The organism is Streptomyces sp. ISL-12 (assembly GCF_018614415.1).
Lineage (GTDB): Bacteria > Actinomycetota > Actinomycetes > Streptomycetales > Streptomycetaceae > Streptomyces.
In genome coordinates this window covers 1-23020 of the sequence record NZ_JAGGOO010000006.1, presented here as the reverse complement: position 1 = coordinate 23020, position 23020 = coordinate 1, and the positions used below count along the sequence as shown (strand labels likewise).

Below are 23020 nucleotides of genomic sequence, written 5' to 3'. Positions count from 1 at the left end.
CCCCCCACCCATGGAAGGGAACGACCATGGCACGACGTACACCGCTCGCACTCCCCAAGGCGCTGCTGGCCCCGGCCCTCGCCCTCGGCGCCACCGTCGGCCTCGCCGCCGCCCCCGCCGAGGCCGCCGTCTGGAACTCCTGCGACCAGTGGGGCAACACCACGCTGAACGGCTACACCCTCTACAACAACATCTGGGGCTCCGGCGCCGGCAGCCAGTGCGTGTGGGCCAACTCCGGCACCAACTGGGGTGTCTGGGCCGACCACCCCAACACGGGCGGCATCAAGTCGTACCCGAACAGCAAGAAGGTGATCAACAAGCCGATCACCTCCCTGACCTCCCTCACCAGCAGCTACAACGTCACGGTCCCGTCCTCCGGCGCGTACAACACCTCGTACGACATCTGGGACACCGACTACGACCACGAGATCATGCTCTGGGTCAACCACAACGGCGCCGTCGGCCCGCTCGGCACCTCCCAGGGCACGGTGACCCTCGGCGGCCACACCTGGAACGTCTACAAGGGCGACAACGGCGCCAACGCGGTGTACTCGTTCCTGCGCACCTCCGACTCCACCGCCGGGACGGTCAACATCCTCCCGGTGCTGAAGTGGATCAAGGACACCAAGGGCTGGATAGGCGACGAGACCATCGGGGACGTGCAGTTCGGCTACGAGATCACCTCGTCGGCCGGCGGCCTGGACTTCGTCACCAACAACCTGACGGTCAGCGGCGGTTGACCCGTCCGACCCCGGGTCAGGGGCCGGTCCACCCGGGGGCCGGCCCCGAACTCGCCCGCACCGTCAGCTCCGGCGGCAGCAGCACCACCTCGTCGCTGCCGCGCCCGCCGAGCTTGGCCACCAGCTGCTCCACGGCGTGCCGGCCCATCTCCTGCGCGGGCACGGCGACCGACGTCAGCCGCACCGACGCCTGCGCGGCGACCTGCTCGGGGCAGACCGCCACCACCGACACGTCCTCCGGCACCGCCCGCCCCTGCTGCCGCAGCAGCGCGAGCAGCGGCTCCACCGCCGCCTCGTTCTGCACGACGAACCCCGTGGTGCCGGGCCGCTCGTCGAAGATCCGGGAGAGGGTCAGGGCCATCGCGTCGTACCCGCCCTCGAACGGCCGGTGCAGCAGCCGCAGCCCCAGCTCCCGGGCCCGCGCGCGCAGCCCCTCCAGGGTCCGTTCGGCGAACCCGGTGTGCCGCTCGTAGACCCCCGGCGCCTCACCGATGACGGCGACGTCCCGGTGGCCCAGCGACGCCAGGTGCTCGACGCACAGCGCGCCGGTCGCCCGGAAGTCCAGGTCGACGCAGGTCAGCCCGGAGGCGTCGGCGGGCAGCCCGATCAGCACCGACGGCTGGTGAGTGGCGCGCAGCAACGGCAGCCGCTCGTCGTCGAGTTCGACGTCCATGACGATCATCGCCTCGGCCAGCCCGCTGCCGGTGACGCGGCGCACCGCGTCGGGGCCCTCCTCGCCGGTGAGCAGCAGCACGTCGTACCCGTGGGCGCGCGCGGCGGTCGCCACCGCGATGGCGATCTCCATCATCACCGGTACGTACATGTCGGTGCGCAGCGGGATCATCAGCGCGATGATGTTCGACCGGCTGCTGGCCAGGGCGCGGGCGCCGGCGTTCGGGTGGTAGCCCAGCTCCCGGATGCTCTCCTCGACCCGCTGCCGGGTGGTGCTGGAGATGGACCGCTTGCCGCTGAGGACATAACTCACCGTGCTCGCCGAAACTCCGGCGTGCTGGGCGACCTCGGCGAGGGTGACCATCCGGCTCTCCAAGCGATGTGAAGCGCTTCGACAAGCGCGCTTAACGGATCAGGGCGGGGCGAGGGTGATCCGACATTAGTCCCAGTAACGGTGGGGTGTCCACACGTCGTCGCACGCGTCGAAGCGCTTCGACAAGCCCTCGTCGGTGGCGGGTCGGCTCAGGCGCGTCGCGGGGCGCGCTCCCGTCCGTTGATCGGCCGAACGGCCGCACGCGGGTGGCCGGGACGTCCGTAATCGGGTACATACGAACGGGTAGCACCGATCAGTAACGTACATCCCCCCCTACGTGCCGAGACGCGGCGAGGTGCCTCATGTCCGCACCGACCACCCCTTCCTCCCGACCCACCGTCACCGAACGCGAGGCCCGCCAGGTCGCGGAGGCGGCCCGCGACCAGGACTGGCGCAAGCCCAGCTTCGCCAAGGAACTCTTCCTCGGCCGCCTCCGCCTCGACCTCGTCCACCCCCACCCGCTCCCGGACGGGGAGGCCGTCCGCCGCGGCGAGAAGTTCCTCGCCGAGCTGCGCGACTTCTGCGAGACGCGGATCGACGGCGCCGTCATCGAGCGGGACGCCCGCATCCCCGACGAGGTCATCGCCGGGCTGAAGGAACTGGGCGCCTTCGGCATGAAGATCGACACCAAGTACGGCGGCCTGGGCCTGACCCAGGTGTACTACAACAAGGCCCTCGCCCTGGTGGGTACCGCCAACGCCGCGGTCGGCGCCCTGCTCTCCGCCCACCAGTCGATCGGCGTACCGCAGCCGCTGAAGCAGTTCGGCACCGAGGAGCAGCAGGCGAAGTTCCTGCCGCGCTGCGCCCGCACCGACATCTCCGCCTTCCTGCTGACCGAGCCGGACGTCGGCTCCGACCCGGCCCGCCTCGCCACCACGGCCGTACCGGAGGGTGACGACTACGTCCTCGACGGCGTGAAGCTGTGGACCACCAACGGGGTCATCGCCGATCTCCTCGTCGTCATGGCCCGCGTCCCGAAGTCCGAGGGCCACCGGGGCGGCATCACCGCCTTCGTCGTGGAGACCGCCTCCGAGGGCGTCACAGTCGAGCACCGCAACGCCTTCATGGGCCTGCGCGGCCTGGAGAACGGCGTCACCCGCTTCCACCGGGTCCGCGTCCCCGCCGCCCACCGCATCGGCCCCGAGGGCGCCGGCCTCAAGATCGCCCTGACCACCCTCAACACCGGCCGCCTCTCCCTGCCCGCGATGTGCGTCGGCGCCGGCAAGTGGTGCCTGAAGATCGCCCGCGAGTGGTCCGGGGTCCGCGAGCAGTGGGGCAAGCCGGTGGCGCTGCACGAGGCGGTCGGCGCGAAGATCTCCTTCATCGCGGCCACCACCTTCGCCCTGGAGGCCGTCGTCGACCTCTCCTCCCAGATGGCCGACGAGAACCGCAACGACATCCGTATCGAAGCCGCCCTCGCCAAGCTCTACGGCTCCGAGATGGCCTGCCTGATGGCCGACGAACTGGTCCAGATCCGCGGCGGACGCGGCTTCGAGACCGCCGCCTCCCTCGCCGCCCGCGGCGAACGCGCGGTCCCCGCCGAACAGATGCTGCGCGACCTGCGCATCAACCGCATCTTCGAGGGCTCCACCGAGATCATGCACCTGCTGATCGCGCGCGAGGCGGTCGACGCCCACCTCTCCGTCGCGGGCGACCTGATCGACCCGGACAAGTCGCTGTCCGACAAGGCGCGGGCGGGCGCGCGGGCGGGCGCCTTCTACGCCGGGTGGCTCCCGAAACTGATGACCGGGCCGGGCCAACTCCCCACCTCGTACAGCGACTTCAAGCACGAGGTCGACCTCTCGGGACACCTGCGCTACGTCGAGCGCACCGCCCGCAAACTCGCCCGCTCCACCTTCTACGCGATGTCCCGCTGGCAGGGCCGGATGGAGACCAAGCAGGGCTTCCTCGGCCGGATCGTGGACATCGGCGCCGAACTCTTCGCCATGTCCGCCGCGTGCGTCCGCGCCGAACTGCTCCGTTCCCGTGACGACCACGGCCGCGAGGCGTACCAGCTCGCCGACGTCTTCTGCCGCCAGGCCCGCATCCGTGTCGAGGAACTCTTCGGCCGGCTGTGGACCAACACCGACGACCTCGACCGCAAGGTCGTCAAGGGTGTCCTGTCCGGCACCTATGAATGGCTGGAACACGGCGTCGTCGACCCCTCGGGCGACGGCCCGTGGATCGCCGACGCGACACCCGGGGCCAGTACGAAACCGAACGTCCACCGTCCCATCAGGTGAGATGCGCCTCAGCGTGTCCCTCGGGCGGCCCGGCCCGGCCGGGGGACCGCGGAATCCGCGGCCACCAGGCATGATCGCGCCATGCGATCAGACCCGCCTCCCCCTGACTGGGTGATCATCCGCCTGCGCGCGATCGGGGAACGGATCCGGGCCCACCGAGAGGCCCGCGACCTCGGGCAGGCCGAACTCGGCGAGATGTCCGGGATCGGCCGCACGAGGGTCGAGCGGGCCGAGAACGGCGCGTCCGACACGGACGTCGACGACCTGCTCCTGATCGCGAACGCCCTCGATGTCCCGGTGGAAGAACTGGTCGCGGACGGTCGAGCGCGGCGGCGGGCCGCCCCCGCCACCCGCCCGAGGGACGCGCTGTCCTGCCGGAGGGCGGTTGAGGCAACAATGGGGGAATGACCGACAGCCCTGCCCCCCTCGCCGACCCGCACCTCGTCTACGACCCCGTGGCGGGAGACGGCGCGAAGGACGTGGTGATCCTCGGCTCCACCGGGTCGATCGGGACCCAGGCCATCGATCTCGTCCTGCGCAACCCGGACCGCTTCCGGGTCACCGGCCTGTCCGCCAACGGCGGCCGGGTCGCCCTCCTCGCCGAGCAGGCCCACCGGCTGCGGGTTGGCACCGTCGCCGTCGCCCGCGAGGACGTCGTACCGGAGCTGCGCGAGGCCCTGCGGGCGCGGTACGGCACGGGGGAGCCGCTCCCCGAGATCCTCGCCGGCCCGGACGCCGCCACCCAGCTCGCCGCCTCCGCCTGCCACACCGTCCTCAACGGCATCACCGGTTCCATCGGCCTCGCCCCCACCCTCGCCGCCCTGGAGGCGGGCCGCACCCTCGCGCTCGCCAACAAGGAGTCGCTCATCGTGGGCGGCCCGCTGGTCAAGGCCCTCGCCAAGCCCGGACAGATCATCCCCGTCGACTCCGAGCACGCCGCCCTCTTCCAGGCCGTCGCCGCCGGCACCCGCGCCGACGTCCGCAAGCTCGTCGTCACCGCCTCCGGCGGCCCCTTCCGGGGACGTACCAGGGAGCAACTCGCCGCCGTCACCGTCGAGGACGCCCTCGCCCACCCCACCTGGGCCATGGGCCCGGTCATCACCATCAACTCCGCGACCCTCGTCAACAAGGGCCTGGAGGTCATCGAGGCCCACCTCCTCTACGACATCCCCTTCGACCGCATCGAGGTCGTCGTCCACCCCCAGTCCTACGTGCACTCGATGGTCGAGTTCACCGACGGCTCCACGCTCGCCCAGGCCACGCCCCCCGACATGCGCGGCCCCATCGCCATCGGCCTCGGCTGGCCCGAGCGCGTGCCCGACGCCGCCCCCGCGTTCGACTGGAGCAAGGCGTCCACCTGGGAGTTCTTCCCCCTCGACAACGAGGCCTTCCCCTCGGTGAACCTGGCCCGCCGCGTCGGAGAGCTCGCGGGAACCGCCCCGGCGGTGTTCAATGCGGCCAACGAGGAGTGCGTCGAGGCGTTCCGCTCCGGGGCGCTGTCGTACCTCGGCATCATCGAGACCGTCACACGGGTGGTCGACGAACACGGCACACCGTCCACGGGAACTTCGCTGACCGTCGCGGACGTCCTCGAAGCGGAGACCTGGGCGCGCACCCGGGCCCGGGAACTGGCGGCACAAGCGGCGGAGGCCCGTGCATGACGACCCTGATGTTCATCCTCGGCATAGTCGTCTTCGCGGTCGGCCTGCTGTTCTCCATCGCCTGGCACGAGCTGGGCCACCTGTCCTGGGCGAAGCTCTTCGGCATCCGCGTGCCCCAGTACATGGTCGGCTTCGGCCCCACGCTCTTCTCCCGCAAGAAGGGCGAGACCGAGTACGGCATCAAGGCCATCCCGTTCGGCGGCTACATCCGCATGATCGGCATGTTCCCGCCGGGCCCCGACGGCAAGCTGGAGGCCCGCTCCACCTCACCGTGGCGCGGCATGATCGAGGACGCCCGCTCGGCCGCCTTCGAGGAACTCCAGCCCGGCGACGAGAACCGCCTCTTCTACACGCGCAAGCCGTGGAAGCGGGTCATCGTCATGTTCGGCGGCCCGTTCATGAACCTGATCCTCGCGGTGGCGCTGTTCCTCATCGTCCTGATGGGCTTCGGCATCTCCCAGCAGACCACCACGGTCAGCTCGGTCTCCCAGTGCGTGATCTCCCAGTCCGAGAACCGGGACAAGTGCACCGACGCCGACGCGCCCTCCCCGGCCGCCGCGGCCGGGCTCAAGGCCGGCGACAAGATCCTCTCCTTCGACGGCGTACGCACCGACAAGTGGGACGAGCTGTCCGACCTGATCCGCGCCCACCCCGGCGAGAGCGTCCCGATCGTCGTCGAGCGCGACGGCAAGGACGTCACCCTGCGCGCCGAGATCGCCACCAACAAGGTCGCCAAGAAGGACGGCAGCGGCGGCTACGTCCAGGGCGAGTACGTCACCGCCGGCTTCCTCGGCTTCAGCGCCGCCACCGGCATCGTCAAGCAGGACTTCGGCGACTCCGTGGTCTGGATGGGCGACCGGATCGGCGACGCCGTCGACTCCCTCGCCGCCCTGCCCAGCAAGATCCCGGCGCTGTGGGACGCCGCGTTCGGCGACGGCCCGCGCGAGCCCGACTCCCCGATGGGCGTCGTCGGCGCCGCCCGGGTCGGCGGCGAGATCTTCACCCTGGACATCCCGCCCACCCAGCAACTGGCGATGGCCGTGATGCTGGTGGCCGGCTTCAACCTCTCCCTCTTCCTGTTCAACATGCTCCCGCTGCTGCCGCTGGACGGCGGCCACATCGCGGGCGCCCTGTGGGAGTCCCTGCGCCGCAACCTCGCCAAGGTGCTGCGCCGCCCCGACCCCGGCCCGTTCGACGTGGCGAAGCTCATGCCGGTCGCCTATGTGGTGGCAGGTGTCTTCGTCTGCTTCACGCTCCTCGTACTCATCGCGGACGTCGTCAACCCCGTGAGAATCTCCTAGGCACTCCCGCTTCGGAGGCGGCCCGGCACGCGTGTGCCGGGCCGCCTTCCTTCGAGTGCGTTTACGACGGCAGGATGTGCCCGGCCCCAGTCCGGTGCCGTAATCTCGGGGATCGGAGCCCGCCGCTGACGGGACCGGACCTTGATCCACGACTTGGGGTTGCACAGCAGATGACTGCGATTTCTCTCGGCATGCCGTCCGTTCCGACCAGGCTCGCCGAGCGCCGGAAGAGCCGGCAGATCCAGGTCGGCTCGGTGGCCGTGGGCGGCGACGCTCCCGTGTCGGTGCAGTCGATGACCACGACGCGCACCTCGGACATCGGCGCCACCCTCCAGCAGATCGCCGAGCTGACCGCCTCCGGCTGCCAGATCGTCCGCGTGGCCTGCCCCACCCAGGACGACGCCGACGCGCTGCCCGTCATCGCGCGCAAGTCGCAGATCCCGGTCATCGCCGACATCCACTTCCAGCCCAAGTACGTCTTCGCCGCCATCGAGGCCGGCTGCGCCGCGGTCCGCGTCAACCCCGGCAACATCAAGCAGTTCGACGACAAGGTCAAGGAGATCGCCCAGGCCGCCAAGGACCACGGCACCCCGATCCGCATCGGCGTGAACGCGGGTTCCCTCGACCGCCGCCTGCTCCAGAAGTACGGCAAGGCGACCCCCGAGGCGCTCGCCGAGTCCGCCCTGTGGGAGGCGTCCCTCTTCGAGGAGCACGGCTTCCGGGACATCAAGATCTCCGTCAAGCACAACGACCCGGTCATCATGGTCGAGGCCTACCGCCAGCTCGCCGCCCAGTGCGACTACCCCCTGCACCTCGGCGTCACCGAGGCCGGCCCCGCCTTCCAGGGCACCATCAAGTCGGCCGTCGCCTTCGGCGCCCTGCTCTCCCAGGGCATCGGCGACACCATCCGGGTCTCCCTGTCCGCCCCGCCGGTCGAGGAGATCAAGGTCGGCATCCAGATCCTGGAGTCGCTCAACCTCCGCCAGCGCGGCCTGGAGATCGTCTCCTGCCCGTCCTGCGGACGCGCCCAGGTCGACGTCTACAAGCTGGCCGAAGAGGTCACCGCCGGCCTGGAGGGCATGGAGGTCCCGCTGCGTGTCGCCGTCATGGGCTGTGTCGTCAACGGCCCCGGCGAGGCCCGCGAGGCCGACCTCGGCGTCGCCTCCGGCAACGGCAAGGGGCAGATCTTCGTCAAGGGCGAGGTCATCAAGACCGTCCCCGAGTCGAAGATCGTCGAGACCCTCATCGAAGAGGCCATGAAGATCGCCGAACAGATGGAGGCGGACGGTGTCGCCTCGGGCGAGCCCTCGGTGGCGGTGGCCGGCTGAGCCGGCGGTGTCCGTCGGCGCCGGCCGGGCTCCCCGCCCGTCCGGCGCCTGAGGCCGGGGCCGCAGCGGGGGACCGGGGCGGCAGCCCCCGGACGGCACGGCAGCCGACAGCCACCGGCAGGGCAACGGCGACGAGAACACGGGGCGACGCCGCAAAGCTTCCGCGGGTACAGTGCGGAGATCAGCAGACCCCAGGGTGAGGGCCCCGCACGTGTTGACGCAGACCACCTCCCGGGTCCTCGAACCGAGCGACCTGAACGCCGCGCTCGCCGTCCTCGACCGCGAGCCGGTCGCGAACGCCTTCGTGACGTCCCGGGTACGGGTCGCCGGCCTCGACCCGTGGCGGCTCGGCGGTGAGATGTGGGGCTGGTACGAGGACGGCATGCTGACGTCCCTGTGCTACGCGGGCGCCAACCTCGTCCCCATCTGCGCCACCCCGCGCGCCGTCCGCGCCTTCGCCGACCGCGCCCGCCGGGCCGGCCGCCGCTGCTCCTCCATCGTCGGCCCCGCCGACCCCACCACCCAGCTGTGGCGGCTGCTCGAACCCACCTGGGGTCCGGCCCGCGAGGTCCGGCGCCGCCAGCCCCTCATGGTCACCGACCGGATGCCCGCCCGCATCACCCCCGACCCGCACGTCCGCCGCGTCCGCAAGGACGAGATGGACGCCCTCATGCCGGCCTGCGTGGCGATGTTCACCGAGGAGGTCGGCATCTCCCCGCTGGCCGGCGACGGCGGCCTGCTCTACCAGGCCAGAGTCGCCGAACTCGTCGGCGCCGGCCGCTCCTTCGCCCGCTTCGACACCGACGGCAAGGTCGTCTTCAAGGCCGAGATCGGCGCCGCCACCGACCGCGCCTGCCAGATCCAGGGCGTCTGGGTGGCCCCCGAACACCGCGGCCGGGGCCTCGCCGCCCCCGGCATGGCGGCGGTCCTGCGCTACGCCCTGGCGGACATCGCCCCGGTCGCCAGCCTCTACGTCAACGACTTCAACACGGCGGCCAGGAGGACGTACCGCCGCGTCGGCTTCGAAGAGGTCGGCGCCTTCATGAGCGTCCTGTTCTGAAACGCGTCCCGCGGCCCCCTGTAGGCTCCGGCCCATGGACGCAGTGATCGGCCCCCTGGACCTCGCCGCCCACGTCGACGAAGCCCTCGCGGTCCAAGCCGCCGCCTTCGGCCTGGGCCCCGACGAGGTGGCCGTCCGCCGCCAGATCGTCCTGCGCCACATGACCCACCCCGGCGCGCGCGCCTTCGGCGCGACCACTCCCGGGGGGCACCTCGCGGGCTTCGTCTACGGCATGCCCAACGACCGCGCCCACTGGTGGTCCACGATCGTCGAGCCCTACCTGCGCGCCCAGGGCAACGACGCCTGGCTCGACGACTCCTTCGTCATCACCGAGCTGCACGTCCACCCCGCCCACCAGAACCTCGGCGTGGGCCGCGCCCTGATCACCACCATCACCGACGGCGCCGCCGAACCCCGCTCGATCCTCTCCGCGATCGACACCGACAGCCCCGCCCGCGGTCTGTACCGCTCCCTCGGCTACCGGGACCTCGCCCGCCAGGTCCTCTTCCCCAGCGCCCCCAAGCCGTACGCCGTGATGGGCGCTCCCCTCCCGCTGCTGCGTCGATAACCGATTTCCACCACCCCGGACCGCCCGGCTAACCTCGTTCGTCATCACCCTTACTTCGCAGGAGACACGAGAACCATGGCGAACGCACCGGTCCAGCGCATGTCGAAGGTATTGGCGAAGACGCTGCGCGACGACCCGGCGGACGCCGAGGTCCTCAGCCACAAGCTGCTGGTCCGCGCCGGCTACGTCCGCCGCACCGCCGCCGGCCTGTGGAGCTGGCTGCCGCTCGGCAAGAAGGTCCTGGCCAACGTGGAGCGCATCGTCCGCGAGGAGATGGACGCCATCGGCGCCCAGGAGGTGACCCTCCCCTCCCTGCTGCCCCGCGAGCCCTACGAGGCCACCGGCCGCTGGGAGGAGTACGGCCCCGAACTCTTCCGCCTCCAGGACCGCAAGGGCGGCGACTACCTGCTCGGCCCCACCCACGAGGAGATCTTCACCCTGCTGGTGAAGGACCAGGCGTCCTCCTACAAGGACCTCCCCGTCATCCTCTACCAGATCGCCAACAAGTACCGCGACGAGGCCCGGCCCCGGGCCGGCATCCTGCGGGGCCGCGAATTCCTGATGAAGGACTCCTACTCCTTCGACACCGCCGACGAGGGCCTCGCCGAGTCCTACGCCCTGCACCGCGCCGCCTACCAGCGCATCTTCGAGCGCCTCGGCCTGGACTACCGCATCTGCGCCGCGACCGCCGGCGCGATGGGCGGCTCCAAGTCGGAGGAGTTCCTCGCCCCCGCCGAGGCCGGCGAGGACACCTTCGCCGACTGCCCGAACTGCGACTACGCCGCCAACACCGAGGCGATCACCTTCGAGCTGAAGCCGGTCGACGCCGCGGACGTGCCCGCTCTGGAGGAGATCCCCACCCCCGACACCCCCACCATCGAGACCCTCGCCGCCTCCCTCGGCGTCCCCGCCTCCGCCACCCTGAAGAACCTGCTGGTCAAGGTGGACGGCGAGATCGTCGCCGTGGGCGTGCCCGGTGACCGCGAGGTCGACCTGGACAAGGTCGAGGCGCACTTCGCGCCCGCCGCCGTCGAGCTGGTCACCGCCGAGGACTTCGTGGGCCGCCCCGACCTGGTCCGCGGCTACGTCGGTCCGCAGGGCCTGGGCGAGAAGGTGACGTACATCGCCGACCCCCGCGTGGCGCCGGGCACCGCGTGGATCACGGGCGCCAACAAGGAGCACACCCACGCCAAGAACGTCGTCGCCGGCCGCGACTTCGAGGTCGACGCGTACGTCGACGTCGTCGTCGTGCAGGATGGTGACCCCTGCCCGAAGTGCGGCACCGGCCTCAAGCTGGACCGCGCCATCGAGATCGGCCACATCTTCCAGCTGGGCCGCAAGTACGCCGACGCCCTCAAGCTCGACGTCCTCGGCCAGAACGGCAAGCCGGTCCGCGTCACCATGGGCTCCTACGGCATCGGCGTCTCCCGCGCGGTGGCCGCCCTCGCCGAGCAGCACGCCGACGACAAGGGCCTGATCTGGTCCAAGGAGGTCGCACCGGCCGACGTGCACGTGGTCGCCGCCGGCAAGGCCCTCCAGACCGAGCTGGCCCTGGACATCTCGGAGAAGCTCGCCGCCGCCGGCGTCCGCGTCCTGGTCGACGACCGGGCCGGGGTCTCCCCGGGCGTGAAGTTCACCGACGCGGAGCTGATCGGCGTACCGCAGATCCTGGTCGCCGGCCGTCGCTCCGCCGAGGGCGTCGTCGAACTCAAGGACCGCCGCACCGGCGAGCGCGAGGAAGTGACGGTGGACGAGGCCATCACCCGCATCACGGCCTGACCGCCACGGCCGCCGGGGGCTCCACAGCCCCCGGCGCGGGGGTGGGTGCGCGGCCCAGCGCGACGGGGTGCCTCCGCCACTCCCGGCTTCGCGAACGGGGACCCCCATCGCCCACCCGCGCCGCCCCAGGGGCACGAATGCCCGTAGCCACGGCTGGATGGCGGCTGCCCCGCGGGACTCGGACAGCCGCGAACGGCGAGAAGGGGCCGGGCCGGGGGGTGTCCGCCCGCAGCGGTCGGCGCGTCCGCGCCGTCCACCCCCGTGGCCGACCGATTCCGCGCCGTTCCGAGGACGGACACCCCCCGGCCCGGCCCCGCCCCACAAGACCACCGGACGCGCTCCGCGCACCCCCACCGGCCGGCCACGGGCCGCCGCAGGCACCCGCCAGAGCCGCCCCGCGACGGGACGCCCTCCGCGCACCCTCATCCCCCGGCCACGGGCCCCCGCAGGCGGCCACCCTCGGCACCGCCGGAGGCGACCCTCACAGCCAGCCCGCGAACTCCAGCAGCAGTTCCGCGTCCTGGGGGCGGCCGACCCGCGACGCCCGTACGCCCGACTCCACGGCCCGGAACAGGGTCCAGCCGCGCAGCCGCTCCCGGTCGACCTCCAGGGACTCCGCGAGCCGCTTGATCCGGCGCCGGACCGTGGAGGCGCCGGACGGCTGGGCGATCAGGTCCTCCACCCGGTCCCGCACCAGCCGGGCCAGGTCGAAGGCCGGCTCGCCCACCACCGGGTCGGGCCCCACGGCCAGCCACGGCATCCGGTCCCCGGCGAGCACCTTGCTCTGCCGGAACGTACCGTGCAGCAACCGCTCCTGAGCAGGCCCGGCCAGCAGCTCCGCGCGCACCGCCAGGGCCGCGTCCACCAGCGGCGCCACCGCCGGGTCGGCCTCGGCCCCCGCGCGCATCGCCGCCGCCTGCCGCCCGGTCCGCTCGGCCACCGTCTCGAAGGGATGCTCCGCGGGCGGCGCCACCCACAGCCGCCGCAGCGACCCCGCCGCCTCCAGCAGCGCCCGCGCCTCCGGCAGCGACCGCACCGACACCTCCGGATGCAGCCGCTCCAGCAGCAGGACGCCCTCGGTCACGAAAGGCTCCAGCAACCGCACGGCACCCCGGCCGTCCCAGTGCGCCAGCGCCGCCCGCTCGCTCTCCGGCCGCGCCCGGGGCGGGGCCAGCTTCAGCACCGCGGGCGTCCCGTCGGCGGTGTGCACCAGCACCACCAGGCTGCCGCGCCCGCCGGGCACCACCGTCCGCTCGACGGTCAACCCGCGTAGACCGACGGCTTGGCGAGCCGCCTCGGGCAGACTCGCCAACCAGTCGTCACCGTCCGGTGCCGTCTCACCGAGCGCCCTGACCAGACGCCGCGGCGGTTCGAAAGCCATGCGCGAGCCGTTCCCTTCCCGTAGGGGCGCTCCCCGTACGTGTCACGCGGTCGGTGCCGCCGAGGCCGGCGCCGTACCGGCCCGCTCGGCGAGCCCTGGGAAGGCTACGCTCCCGCCGCGCCAGCGCACCGCGCGGACCGCCGCCTCCCGCAGCGCCTCGGCCGCCGCCTTCCGGCGCTCGCCGCCGGCCGCCCGCACCAGGTCCGAGTAGACCCCGGCCACCCGTTCCTCCAGCTCCGCCGCCAGCCGCGCCGCCGAGGCCGCGTCGGGCACCGGGAAGGGCAGCGCGTACCCGGCCCGGGCGGCGACCGGCGTCGCCCCGAGGTCGCGCACCTCGCGCCCCAGCGCGTCCCTCCGGGCCCGGTGCGCGTCGTACGCCATCCGCGCTTCCGTGCGCCGGTCCTCACCCACCCGGGCGCCGACGACCCCGTAGCCGTAGACCGCCGCGTGCTCGGCCGCCAGGACCGCCTGCAGCGCCTTCAGCTCCCGCTTCTTCTCGTCCTTCTCGCTCTTCCCGGACTCGTCGCTCACCGGTCGCCCTCCGTCAGCAGATACACGTGTCCCGCCCCGGCCGCCGCCACCGAGGCCAGCAGCCGGGCCAGCTCGCCCGGCACGTCCGCCAGTGCCGCCGTCCGCCGGTCGGCCAGCTTCCGCTCGGCGGCGGCCAGCAGGGCGAGCGCGTCCTTCTCGGCGGCCGGTACGGCGTCGGCGGTGGAACCGTCGTCCGGCCCCGCGGCCCGTGCCGAACCGGAGGGGGAGACCGACGGGGAGACGGCGCGCGCCCCGCCGAACGCCGCCGCGTGCCGGAGTACTTCCGCGCGCAGCGGATCCAGCCGCTCCGCCAGCGCGGGGTGCGCGGCGATCACCGCGGCGTACCGCCCGGCCAGTTCCGCGCTGTCCCGCGCGGCACGCGCGCGTGCCCGGTCGGCGGCCCGGGAGGCGGCGTCCGGCTCGCCGGAACCGGAGGAACCGGTACAGCCGGCCAGCAGCACGGCCCCGGCGGCCGCGGCGAACAGACTCCTTCTGCGCGGTCGTGAGGGCGGGCGCGGCGATGAGGGCAACGACGACACGGCAGACGTCCTCGGCAGGCTCGTACGGAAGGGGCGGGAAGGGGGAAGCGGGAGGGAGACGGGAGGGAACGGGGAGGCGGGCGCCGGAGGCGGCGCGCGCCTTGATCACCGTACCCGGGAGGCCGCCCGGCGCCACTCAGCGGCACCGTCGAGCCCGGGTGGACGGCAACACCCCCCGCGACCGGATACCCTTTGACCTGACACGCGCACCGTCCCACAACAGCACACGCGGCCGAGGAGTCACCCGGATGAGCACCACCCAGAGCGAGAGGCTGCGAGAACTGCTGGAACCGCTGGTCGCCTCCCAGGGTCTGGATCTGGAAGAGATCGCGGTGGACTCGGTCGGACGCAAGCGGGTGCTGCGCGTCGTCGTCGACTCCGACACCGGTGCGGACCTGGACGCGATCGCCGATGTGAGCCGCGCGCTCTCGGCGAAGCTCGACGAGACGGACGCGATGGGCGCGGGGGAGTACACCCTGGAGGTCGGCACCCCGGGCGCGGAGCGCGAACTGACGGAACACCGGCACTACGTACGGGCCGTCGACCGCCTGGTGAGGTTCCAGCTCACCGAGGGCGGCGAGCTGGTCGCCCGGATCCTCGGCGTGGACGACGACGGACTCGACCTCGAAGTACCCGGCGTGAAGGGTCGCAAGGCCACCGCCCGCAGCCTCGCTTTCGACGAGATCGCCAAGGCGAGGGTCCAGGTCGAGTTCAACCGCAAGGACAAGCAACACCAGCATGACGAGAACGACATGAAGGAAGAAGAGGAGGAGGCGTAGCCGTGGACATCGACATGAGTGCCCTGCGGGGCTTGGTGCGGGAGAAGGAGATCTCCTTCGACCTGCTGGTCGAGGCGATCGAGTCGGCCCTCCTCATCGCCTACCACCGCACCGAGGGAAGCCGCCGCCACGCGCGCGTCAAGCTCGACCGGGAGACCGGCCATGTGACCGTGTGGGCGAAGGAGGACCCGGACGACCTGGAGGAGGGGCAGGAGGCGCGCGAGTTCGACGACACTCCGTCGGACTTCGGCCGGATCGCCGCCACCACCGCCAAGCAGGTCATCCTGCAGCGGCTGCGGGACGCCGAGGACGACGCCACGCTCGGCGAGTACGCCGGCCGCGAGGGCGACATCGTCACCGGCGTGGTCCAGCAGGGCCGCGACCCGAAGAACGTGCTGGTCGACATCGGCAAGCTGGAGGCCATCCTGCCGGTGCAGGAGCAGGTGCCCGGCGAGACCTACCCGCACGGCACCCGCCTGCGGTCGTACGTCGTCCGGGTCGCCAAGGGCGTCCGCGGCCCGTCCGTGACCCTCTCCCGTACCCACCCGAACCTGGTGAAGAAGCTGTTCGCCCTGGAGGTCCCGGAGATCGCCGACGGCAGCGTCGAGATCGCCGCGATCGCCCGCGAGGCCGGCCACCGCAGCAAGATCGCCGTCCGCTCCACCCGCTCCGGGCTCAACGCCAAGGGCGCCTGCATCGGCCCCATGGGCGGCCGGGTCCGCAATGTGATGGGCGAGCTGAACGGCGAGAAGATCGACATCGTCGACTGGTCGGACGACCCGGCCGACATGGTGGCCAACGCGCTCTCGCCGGCCCGTGTCACCAAGGTGGAGGTCGTCGACCTGGCGGCCCGCTCCGCCCGGGTGACCGTGCCCGACTACCAGCTGTCGCTGGCCATCGGCAAGGAGGGGCAGAACGCCCGCCTCGCGGCCCGGCTCACCGGCTGGCGCATCGACATCCGCCCGGACACCGAGCAGCAGCCGTCCGAGTGAGGGAATAGATCTAAGCCGCCGGAACGCTGAGATCATCGACAGCTTCCGAGGCGGTATGTGTTCGATTCTTGCCCCGAAGGGGTGAGGTCGCCGCGGGGAGGTAGACTTAGGAGTGTCTGGCCGGACGCGTGCTCGTGCATGCCCTGAACGCACCTGTGTGGGGTGCCGGGAGCGAGCGGCCAAGACCGGACTGCTGCGCATCGTGGCGGTCGAGGGCGAATGCGCCCCCGATCCTCGCGGTACGCTGCCCGGCCGGGGTGCGTACGTTCACCCCACCCAGGTCTGTCTCGACCAGGCGGTACGCCGCCGGGCGTTCCCGAGGGCACTGCGCGTCCCGGGACCGCTCGACGTAAAGGCGTTGCGCCAGTACGTCGAGCAGACAGAGGGTTGCTGACCAGGATTGCTGGTCGGGCAACCACGGCAAGTAAGACGTGCCGTACGGAACCCCGTACGGCTTGGTACCTCGCGAGTCGAAAGCAGGTCGAGATTGCGATGAGCACTCGATGAGTACGCGATGAGTACGCCCATGAACTAGCGACGGTCCGGACGCAACCCGGACCTCAAAGGAGCGAAGTGGCTAAGGTCCGGGTCTACGAACTCGCCAAGGAGTTCGGTGTCGAGAGCAAGGTCGTCATGGCCAAGCTCCAGGAACTCGGTGAATTCGTCCGTTCGGCGTCTTCGACGATCGAAGCGCCCGTCGTACGCAAACTGACAGACGCCTTCCAGCAGGGCAGCGGGAACGGCCGGTCCGCCGGCAAGCCCGGCGCGCCCCGCAAGGCCGCCCCCAGGCCCGCCGCGCCCTCGCCGGCGCAGGCTGCCCCTGGTGGCACCCCCCGCGCCGCCAAGCCGGCCGGAGACCGTCCGGCCGCCCCGCGGCCGGCCGCACCCAAGCCCGCGGCCGCCCAGCAGCCGTCGGCCCCCGCGGCCTCCTCGGCGCCCTCGGCCCCCGCGCCGTCGGCCCCGGGCCCGCGTCCGACGCCGGGTCCCAAGCCCGCGCCGCGTCCGGCTCCGGCCGCGCCCGAGTTCACCGCGCCGCCCGCGGCGGCGGCTCCCTCCGCACCCGCCCCGTCCGGGCCCAAGCCCGGCGGCGCGCGTCCCGGCGCTCCCCGTCCCGGCGGCCGGCCCTCCGGTCCCGGTCAGGGCCAGGGCCAGGGCCAGCAGGGTGGCGGTCAGGGCCGTTCCGGCGGTCCGCGTCCCGGTGCCCCGGCGGCGCGTCCCGGCGCCCGTCCGTCCGGTCCGCGTCCGGGCAACAACCCCTTCACCTCCGGCGGCAACGCCGGTATGGCCCGTCCGCAGTCCCCGCGCCCGCAGGGCGGCGGCCCGCGTCCCGGCCCCGGCGGTCCCGCCGGCGGCGGTCCGCGTCCGCAGGCCCCCGGCGGCCAGGGCGGCGGTCCGCGTCCCCAGGCTCCGGGCGGCAACCGTCCGACCCCGGGCTCGATGCCCCGTCCGCAGGGCGGCGCCGCGGGTCCGCGTCCCGGCGGCGGCCCGCGTCCGAACCCCGGCATGATGCCGCAGCGTCCCGCTGCCGGCCCGCGTCCGGGCCCCGGCGGCGGCGGTCGCGGTCCCGGCGGTCCCGGCGGTGCCGGTCGTCCCGGCGGCGGCGGTCGTCCGGGCGGCGGCGGTTTCGCCGGCCGTCCCGGTGGCGGCGGCGGTGCCGGTCGTCCCGGTGGTGGCGGCGGCGGTTTCGCCGGTCGTCCCGGTGGTGGCGGCGGCTTCGGCGGCGGCGGTGGCCGTCCCGGCTTCGGCGGCCGTCCCGGCGGTCCCGGTGGCCGTGGTGGCACGCAGGGCGCCTTCGGCCGTCCCGGCGGTCCCGCGCGTCGCGGTCGTAAGTCGAAGCGGCAGAGGCGCCAGGAGTACGAGGCCATGCAGGCCCCGTCGGTCGGCGGCGTGATGCTGCCTCGCGGCAACGGCGAGACCATTCGCCTGTCGCGCGGTGCCTCGCTCACCGACTTCGCGGAGAAGATCAACGCCAACCCGGCGTCGCTCGTCGCGGTCATGATGAACCTCGGCGAGATGGTCACGGCCACGCAGTCCGTCTCCGACGAGACGCTCCAGCTCCTCGCCGACGAGATGAACTACACGGTTCAGATCGTCAGCCCGGAGGAGGAGGACCGCGAGCTTCTCGAGTCCTTCGACCTGGAGTTCGGCGAGGACGAGGGCTCCGAGGAGGACCTGGTCGTCCGTCCGCCGGTCGTGACCGTCATGGGTCACGTCGACCACGGAAAGACCCGACTGCTCGACGCCATCCGCAAGACGAACGTCATCGCGGGCGAGGCCGGCGGCATCACCCAGCACATCGGTGCCTACCAGGTCGCGACCGAGGTCAACGACGAAGAGCGCAAGATCACCTTCATCGACACCCCGGGTCACGAGGCGTTCACCGCCATGCGTGCCCGTGGTGCCCGGTCGACGGACATCGCGATCCTGGTCGTCGCGGCCAACGACGGCGTCATGCCGCAGACGGTCGAGGCGCTCAACCACGCCAAGGCGGCCGACGTCCCGATCGTCGTCGCGGTCAACAAGATCGACGTCGAGGGTGCCGACCCGACCAAGGTGCGCGGTCAGCTGACCGAGTACGGCCTGGTGGCCGAGGAGTACGGCGGCGACACCATGTTCGTCGACATCTCCGCCAAGCAGGGTCTGCACATCGACTCGCTGCTCGAGGCCGTGATCCTCACGGCCGACGCCTCGCTCGACCTGCGGGCCAACCCGAACCAGGACGCGCAGGGCATCTCGATCGAGTCCCGGCTCGACCGCGGCCGCGGTGCCGTGGCGACGGTCCTCGTGCAGCGAGGCACGCTGCGGGTCGGCGACACGATGGTGGTGGGCGACGCCTACGGCCGCGTCCGCGCCATGCTCGACGACAACGGCAACAACGTGCCCGAGGCGGGCCCGTCGACGCCGGTCCAGGTCCTCGGCCTGACCAACGTCCCGGGCGCCGGCGACAACTTCATCGTGGTCGAGGAGGACCGTACGGCCCGCCAGATCGCGGAGAAGCGCGCCGCACGTGAGCGCAACGCCGCGTTCGCCAAGCGCACGCGCCGCGTCTCCCTGGAGGACCTGGACAAGGTGCTCAAGGCCGGCGAGGTCCAGCAGCTCAACCTGATCATCAAGGGTGACGCTTCTGGCTCCGTCGAGGCCCTGGAGTCCTCCCTGCTCCAGCTGGACGTCGGCGAAGAGGTCGACATCCGCGTCCTGCACCGCGGCGTCGGTGCGGTCACGGAGTCCGACATCGACCTGGCGATGGGCTCCGACGCCATCGTGATCGGCTTCAACGTGCGCGCCGCCGGGCGTGCCGCGCAGATGGCCGAGCGCGAGGGCGTGGACGTCCGGTACTACTCGGTCATCTACCAGGCGATCGAGGAGATCGAGGCGGCCCTCAAGGGCATGCTCAAGCCGGAGTACGAAGAGGTCGAGCTGGGCACGGCGGAGATCCGCGAGGTCTTCCGCTCGTCCAAGCTGGGCAACATCGCGGGTGTCCTCATCCGCTCCGGCGAGGTCAAGCGCAACACCAAGGCGCGCCTCATCCGCGACGGCAAGGTCATCGCGGAGAACCTCAACATCGAGGGTCTGCGTCGCTTCAAGGACGACGTCACCGAGATCCGCGAAGGCTTCGAGGGCGGTATCAACCTCGGAAACTTCAACGACATCAAGGTCGACGACGTCATCGCGACGTACGAGATGCGCGAGAAGCCGCGGGTGTAACAGCCCCGTCTTCTCCAGACGGCGCGGTCCGGGGCCGGTCGGCGGAAGCAATATCCGTCGATCGGCCCCGGCCGTTCGTTGTACGGTTCTGATGTCCCCGCCACACGGATGGCGGGGCCATCGATCCCGGACCGGCGGGTGAACCGGTTGCACATGTATGTGGGGACGCTGTCCTTCGACCTCCTCCTCGGCGACGTACATTCGCTGAAGGAGAAGCGGTCCGTCGTCCGCCCGATCGTCGCCGAACTCCAGCGGAAGTACGCGGTGAGCGCGGCCGAGGTGGACCACATGGACCTGCACCGGCGGGCGGTCGTCGGCCTGGCCATGGTGTCCGGCGACGCCGGGCACCTCAGTGACGTGCTCGACCGGTGCGAACGGCTGGTCGCCGGCCGCCCCGAGGTGGAGCTGCTGTCCGTCCGACGGCGCTTCCACGGCGACGACGACTGACCCCAAGAACGAGATCGACCAGGAAAGAACGGGAGACGGACCAGTGGCCGACAACGCGCGGGCCAAGAGGCTGGCGGACCTCATCCGGGAAGTGGTGGCCCAGAAGCTGCAGCGCGGGATCAAGGACCCGCGGCTCGGCACCCACGTCACCATCACGGACACCCGGGTCACGGGTGACCTCCGGGAGGCGACCGTCTTCTACACGGTCTACGGCGACGACGAGGAGCGGCAGGCCGCCGCGGCGGGCCTGGAGAGCGCCAAGGGCATCCTGCGCTCCGAGGTCGGCAAGGCGGCCGGGGTGAAGTTCACCCCGACCCTCGCCTTCGTCATGGACGCCCTCCCGGACACCGCCAAGAACATCGAGGACCTCCTCGACAAGGCGCGGCAGTCCGACGCCAAGGTGCGCGAGGCGTCCGCGGGCGCCCGCTACGCCGGTGAGGCGGACCCGTACCGCAAGCCGGGCGAGGACGACGACGCGGCCGACGAGGCCGACGGGACGGACGACACCGCTAAATGACCGAGAAGCACACCACGCCCGACGGCCTTGTCATCGTCGACAAGCCGTCGGGCTTCACTTCGCACGACGTCGTCGCCAAGATGCGCGGCATCGCCCGCACGCGGCGCGTCGGGCACGCCGGCACGCTCGACCCGATGGCGACGGGCGTCCTGGTCCTCGGCGTGGAGCGGGCCACCAAGCTCCTGGGGCACCTCGCCCTCACCGAGAAGGAGTACGTGGGGACCGTCCGGCTCGGCCAGACCACCCTGACCGACGACGCCGAGGGCGAGATCACGGGGTGCGCCGACGCCTCGAAGGTCACCCGCGACGCCATCGACGCGGGGATCGCCGAGCTGACCGGCGCCATCATGCAGGTGCCGTCGAAGGTCAGCGCCATCAAGATCAACGGCGTGCGCTCCTACAAGCGGGCGCGCGAGGGCGAGGAGTTCGACATCCCGGCCCGTCCGGTCACCGTCTCCTCCTTCCAGGTGTACGACGTCCGGGACGCGGTCGCCGAGGACGGCACCCCGGTCCTTGACCTGGTGGTGTCGGTGGTCTGCTCCTCCGGTACGTACATCCGCGCGCTCGCCCGCGACCTGGGCGCCGGTCTCGGCGTCGGCGGCCACCTGACCGCGCTGCGCCGCACCCGGGTCGGGCCGTACAAGCTGGACGCCGCACGGACGCTGGACCAGCTCCAGCAGGAGCTGGAGGTCATGCCGGTCGCCGAGGCGGCCGGGGCCGCGTTCCCGCGCTGGGACGTCGACGAGCGGCGCGCCCGCCTGCTCGCCAACGGGGTGCGGCTGGAGATGCCCGAGGTCTACGCCGGCGCCGGCGCGGTGGCCGTCTTCGGCCCCGGAGGCGGGCTGCTCGCGCTGGTCGAGGAGCAGCGGGGCAAGGCGAAGAGCCTGGCCGTCTTCGGCTGAGGAGGGGGGCTGAGGGCGGCTGCCCGTGGAGCGGCGGACACGGGGTCGTCCTTGCCGCCGCTCCACGGTCCCCCCTCGGTTCCCCCACCCCCTAGGGTGTATCCAAGAGGGCCCCTCTGTTCACCCGTCCGGGCAGGCGCTCGGAGTGAACCGGGGGAGCACAAGGGGGCGCGTTCCCCGCACGATCTGTCCCGCTGATCATCACCCGCCTACCGTCGGACGCAGAGCACGGCGTACGGCGGGGGAGGTTCGACGATGACGTCGCGGCACCGGAAGACGAGGTCGGCGCGGGACCTGACGACGGTGACGTCGCGGGACCGGGACCGGAACGGGGATTCGGACCGGAACGGGGACCCGGACCCGGACAGGGACCGGTACGTGGGTGGCGCGGCGTCGCCCGGCGAGGTCGCGGTGCGGCAGACACCGCCGGGTGCCGGCGGCCCGCCCCCGGCCCCGGCCGGGCCCGCCCTGGTCCGGATCCACGACCTGGCCGGCCGCCCCCGCGGCACGGGTTTCGTCGCCGACCACCACGGCACGGTCGTCACCAGCCACGAGGCCGTCGACGGCCTGCCCCGGCTGGTCCTCCACGGCGCCCGCGACCGGCGCTGCACCGTGACCGCCGACGCGGTCATCCCGCTCCCCGGCCTGGACCTCGCCCTCGTCCGCACCGAGGGCCTCGGTCTCGCCCCGCTGCCCCTCACCGCGGGGGACGGCCCCACCGCCGGGAGCTATGTGCGGATCGCCGCCGACGGCTGGCGCGAGGCACGCGTGCTCGGCACCGCCGACGTGACGTACACGTCCACCGAAGGCTTCCACTTCATCGGCGACGCGCTGGAACTGGCCGTCGGCACCCTGGGCAGGGACGCGCTGCGGCTGGGCGGCGGGGCGGCCGGCGGGCCGGTGCTCGACGCCACGACCGGGGCCGTGGTCGGTGTCCTCGGCACCGCGCTGCGCTCCGGCCACAGCGACCTCGGCTTCGCCGTGCCGCTGCGTCCCGGCCACGTCCCCGGCCCGCTCGCCGAACTGCTCGCCGAGAACGCGGCGACGGTCCCGGCGTACGGCACCGACCTCAATCTGGCCGGCGTGCTGGAGCTGACGGCGACCTCGGTCGGCCAGGACCGCCCGGCCGGTGTCCCGGCGGGCCGGACCGGCACCGTCCTCGCGCCGCCGCCGGTCGAACGGGCGGTGGCTGTACGGGAGTTCGCCGACTTCCTCGACAGCCCGGCGTACGTCCTCGCCCTCGTCGGCGCCCCCGGCAGCGGCCGTACGACGGAGCTGGCGGCCCTCGCCGACCGCCGCGGCCGGGGCCCGCGGCCCGCCCCGACCCTGTGGCTGCGGGGAGCGGACCTCCGGGACGACGACGCCTCCGTGGCGGACGCGGCGGGGCGGGCCCTGGGACGGGCGGCGCGGGTCGTGGCCGCTTCCGGCGGACCGGGTGGGTTGAACGGGTTCGGTGGGGTGCGGGTCGGTTCTCCAGGGGTGGGTGCGGGTGCGGGTGCGGG

At 72.5% G+C, this 23020-nt stretch carries 21 protein-coding genes; 17 read left to right on the top strand and 4 right to left on the bottom strand.

The features are described 5' to 3' along the window. Positions 1 to 26: 26 nt before the first annotated feature. The gene (locus tag J7I94_RS00930) at positions 27 to 740 is read left to right on the top strand and encodes a hypothetical protein (RefSeq protein WP_215164488.1); all 714 of its coding nucleotides are present in this window, start codon (positions 27 to 29) and stop codon (positions 738 to 740) included. 16 nt (positions 741 to 756) lie between these two features. Here the strand turns inward: J7I94_RS00930 and J7I94_RS00925 are convergent, their stop codons facing one another. Further along, on the bottom strand, positions 757 to 1776 hold the full coding sequence (locus J7I94_RS00925; RefSeq protein WP_215164487.1) for a LacI family DNA-binding transcriptional regulator: 1020 nt from the start codon (positions 1774 to 1776) through the stop codon (positions 757 to 759). A gap of 311 nt (positions 1777 to 2087) precedes the next feature. Here J7I94_RS00925 and J7I94_RS00920 point away from each other — a divergent pair, with 311 nt between their 5' ends. The 8 genes from J7I94_RS00920 (at position 2088) to J7I94_RS00885 (ending at position 11725) form a co-directional block, all read left to right on the top strand. Continuing rightward, entirely contained in the window at positions 2088 to 4028 is a 1941-nt protein-coding gene (locus tag J7I94_RS00920; protein WP_215164486.1) for an acyl-CoA dehydrogenase family protein, read from the top strand. 81 nt (positions 4029 to 4109) lie between these two features. Beyond that, positions 4110 to 4436, top strand: a complete 327-nt coding sequence (locus tag J7I94_RS00915) for a helix-turn-helix domain-containing protein (RefSeq protein WP_215164485.1) — start codon at positions 4110 to 4112, stop codon at positions 4434 to 4436. Then, positions 4433 to 5689: a 1-deoxy-D-xylulose-5-phosphate reductoisomerase gene (gene dxr / locus J7I94_RS00910; protein ID WP_215164484.1), complete on the top strand. Its 1257-nt coding sequence runs from the start codon at positions 4433 to 4435 to the stop codon at positions 5687 to 5689. Before J7I94_RS00915 ends, dxr begins: the two co-directional genes overlap by 4 nt. 8 nt (positions 5690 to 5697) lie before the next feature. After that, entirely contained in the window at positions 5698 to 6990 is a 1293-nt protein-coding gene (locus J7I94_RS00905; RefSeq protein WP_215164565.1) for an RIP metalloprotease, read from the top strand. 170 nt (positions 6991 to 7160) lie between these two features. Further along, complete coding sequence (gene ispG, locus J7I94_RS00900) at positions 7161 to 8318, top strand: flavodoxin-dependent (E)-4-hydroxy-3-methylbut-2-enyl-diphosphate synthase (protein WP_215164483.1); 1158 nt, start codon at positions 7161 to 7163, stop codon at positions 8316 to 8318. 211 nt (positions 8319 to 8529) lie between these two features. After that, complete coding sequence (locus tag J7I94_RS00895) at positions 8530 to 9378, top strand: GNAT family N-acetyltransferase (protein WP_215164482.1); 849 nt, start codon at positions 8530 to 8532, stop codon at positions 9376 to 9378. Positions 9379 to 9412: 34 nt separating this feature from the next. Continuing rightward, positions 9413 to 9946, top strand: coding sequence for a GNAT family N-acetyltransferase (locus J7I94_RS00890; RefSeq protein ID WP_215164481.1), 534 nt, complete (start codon positions 9413 to 9415; stop codon positions 9944 to 9946). Positions 9947 to 10021: 75 nt separating this feature from the next. After that, positions 10022 to 11725: a proline--tRNA ligase gene (locus J7I94_RS00885; RefSeq protein WP_215164480.1), complete on the top strand. Its 1704-nt coding sequence runs from the start codon at positions 10022 to 10024 to the stop codon at positions 11723 to 11725. Positions 11726 to 12206: 481 nt separating this feature from the next. Here the strand turns inward: J7I94_RS00885 and J7I94_RS00880 are convergent, their stop codons facing one another. Genes J7I94_RS00880 through J7I94_RS00870 form a run of 3 tightly spaced genes read right to left on the bottom strand, consistent with a single transcriptional unit; the run spans position 12207 to position 14176 of the window. Then, complete coding sequence (locus tag J7I94_RS00880; RefSeq protein ID WP_215164479.1) at positions 12207 to 13106, bottom strand: aminoglycoside phosphotransferase family protein; 900 nt, start codon at positions 13104 to 13106, stop codon at positions 12207 to 12209. Between the two features lie 42 nt (positions 13107 to 13148). Then, on the bottom strand, positions 13149 to 13637 hold the full coding sequence (locus tag J7I94_RS00875; RefSeq protein WP_215164478.1) for a ferritin-like domain-containing protein: 489 nt from the start codon (positions 13635 to 13637) through the stop codon (positions 13149 to 13151). Then, positions 13634 to 14176 carry a hypothetical protein gene (locus tag J7I94_RS00870; protein WP_308114470.1) on the bottom strand — a complete coding sequence of 181 codons (543 nt, stop codon included), beginning with the start codon at positions 14174 to 14176 and terminating at the stop codon, positions 13634 to 13636. Before J7I94_RS00870 ends, J7I94_RS00875 begins: the two co-directional genes overlap by 4 nt. 248 nt (positions 14177 to 14424) lie before the next feature. Between J7I94_RS00870 and rimP the strand changes: the two genes are divergently transcribed. From rimP to J7I94_RS00830, 8 genes are all read left to right on the top strand, one after another. Next, complete coding sequence (gene rimP / locus J7I94_RS00865) at positions 14425 to 14955, top strand: ribosome maturation factor RimP (protein ID WP_215164477.1); 531 nt, start codon at positions 14425 to 14427, stop codon at positions 14953 to 14955. A 2-nt stretch (positions 14956 to 14957) separates the two neighbouring features. After that, on the top strand, positions 14958 to 15947 hold the full coding sequence (gene nusA / locus J7I94_RS00860) for a transcription termination factor NusA (RefSeq protein ID WP_215164476.1): 990 nt from the start codon (positions 14958 to 14960) through the stop codon (positions 15945 to 15947). A 112-nt stretch (positions 15948 to 16059) separates the two neighbouring features. Further along, positions 16060 to 16341 (top strand): YlxR family protein, encoded by a 282-nt coding sequence (locus J7I94_RS00855; protein ID WP_215164475.1) that lies wholly within the window; start codon positions 16060 to 16062, stop codon positions 16339 to 16341. Positions 16342 to 16520: 179 nt separating this feature from the next. Then, on the top strand, positions 16521 to 19652 hold the full coding sequence (gene infB / locus J7I94_RS39170; RefSeq protein WP_215164474.1) for a translation initiation factor IF-2: 3132 nt from the start codon (positions 16521 to 16523) through the stop codon (positions 19650 to 19652). 153 nt (positions 19653 to 19805) lie between these two features. Beyond that, entirely contained in the window at positions 19806 to 20099 is a 294-nt protein-coding gene (locus tag J7I94_RS00845) for a DUF503 domain-containing protein (RefSeq protein ID WP_215164473.1), read from the top strand. 43 nt (positions 20100 to 20142) lie between these two features. Continuing rightward, entirely contained in the window at positions 20143 to 20616 is a 474-nt protein-coding gene (gene rbfA, locus J7I94_RS00840; RefSeq protein ID WP_215164472.1) for a 30S ribosome-binding factor RbfA, read from the top strand. After that, a complete protein-coding gene (truB, locus tag J7I94_RS00835) occupies positions 20613 to 21518 on the top strand; it encodes a tRNA pseudouridine(55) synthase TruB (protein ID WP_215164471.1) in 906 nt (301 codons plus the stop codon). The genes rbfA and truB overlap by 4 nt, the downstream gene beginning before the upstream one ends. 378 nt (positions 21519 to 21896) lie before the next feature. Next, on the top strand, positions 21897 to 23020 hold a 1124-nt coding region (locus J7I94_RS00830; protein ID WP_215164470.1), incomplete at its 3' end, for a trypsin-like peptidase domain-containing protein.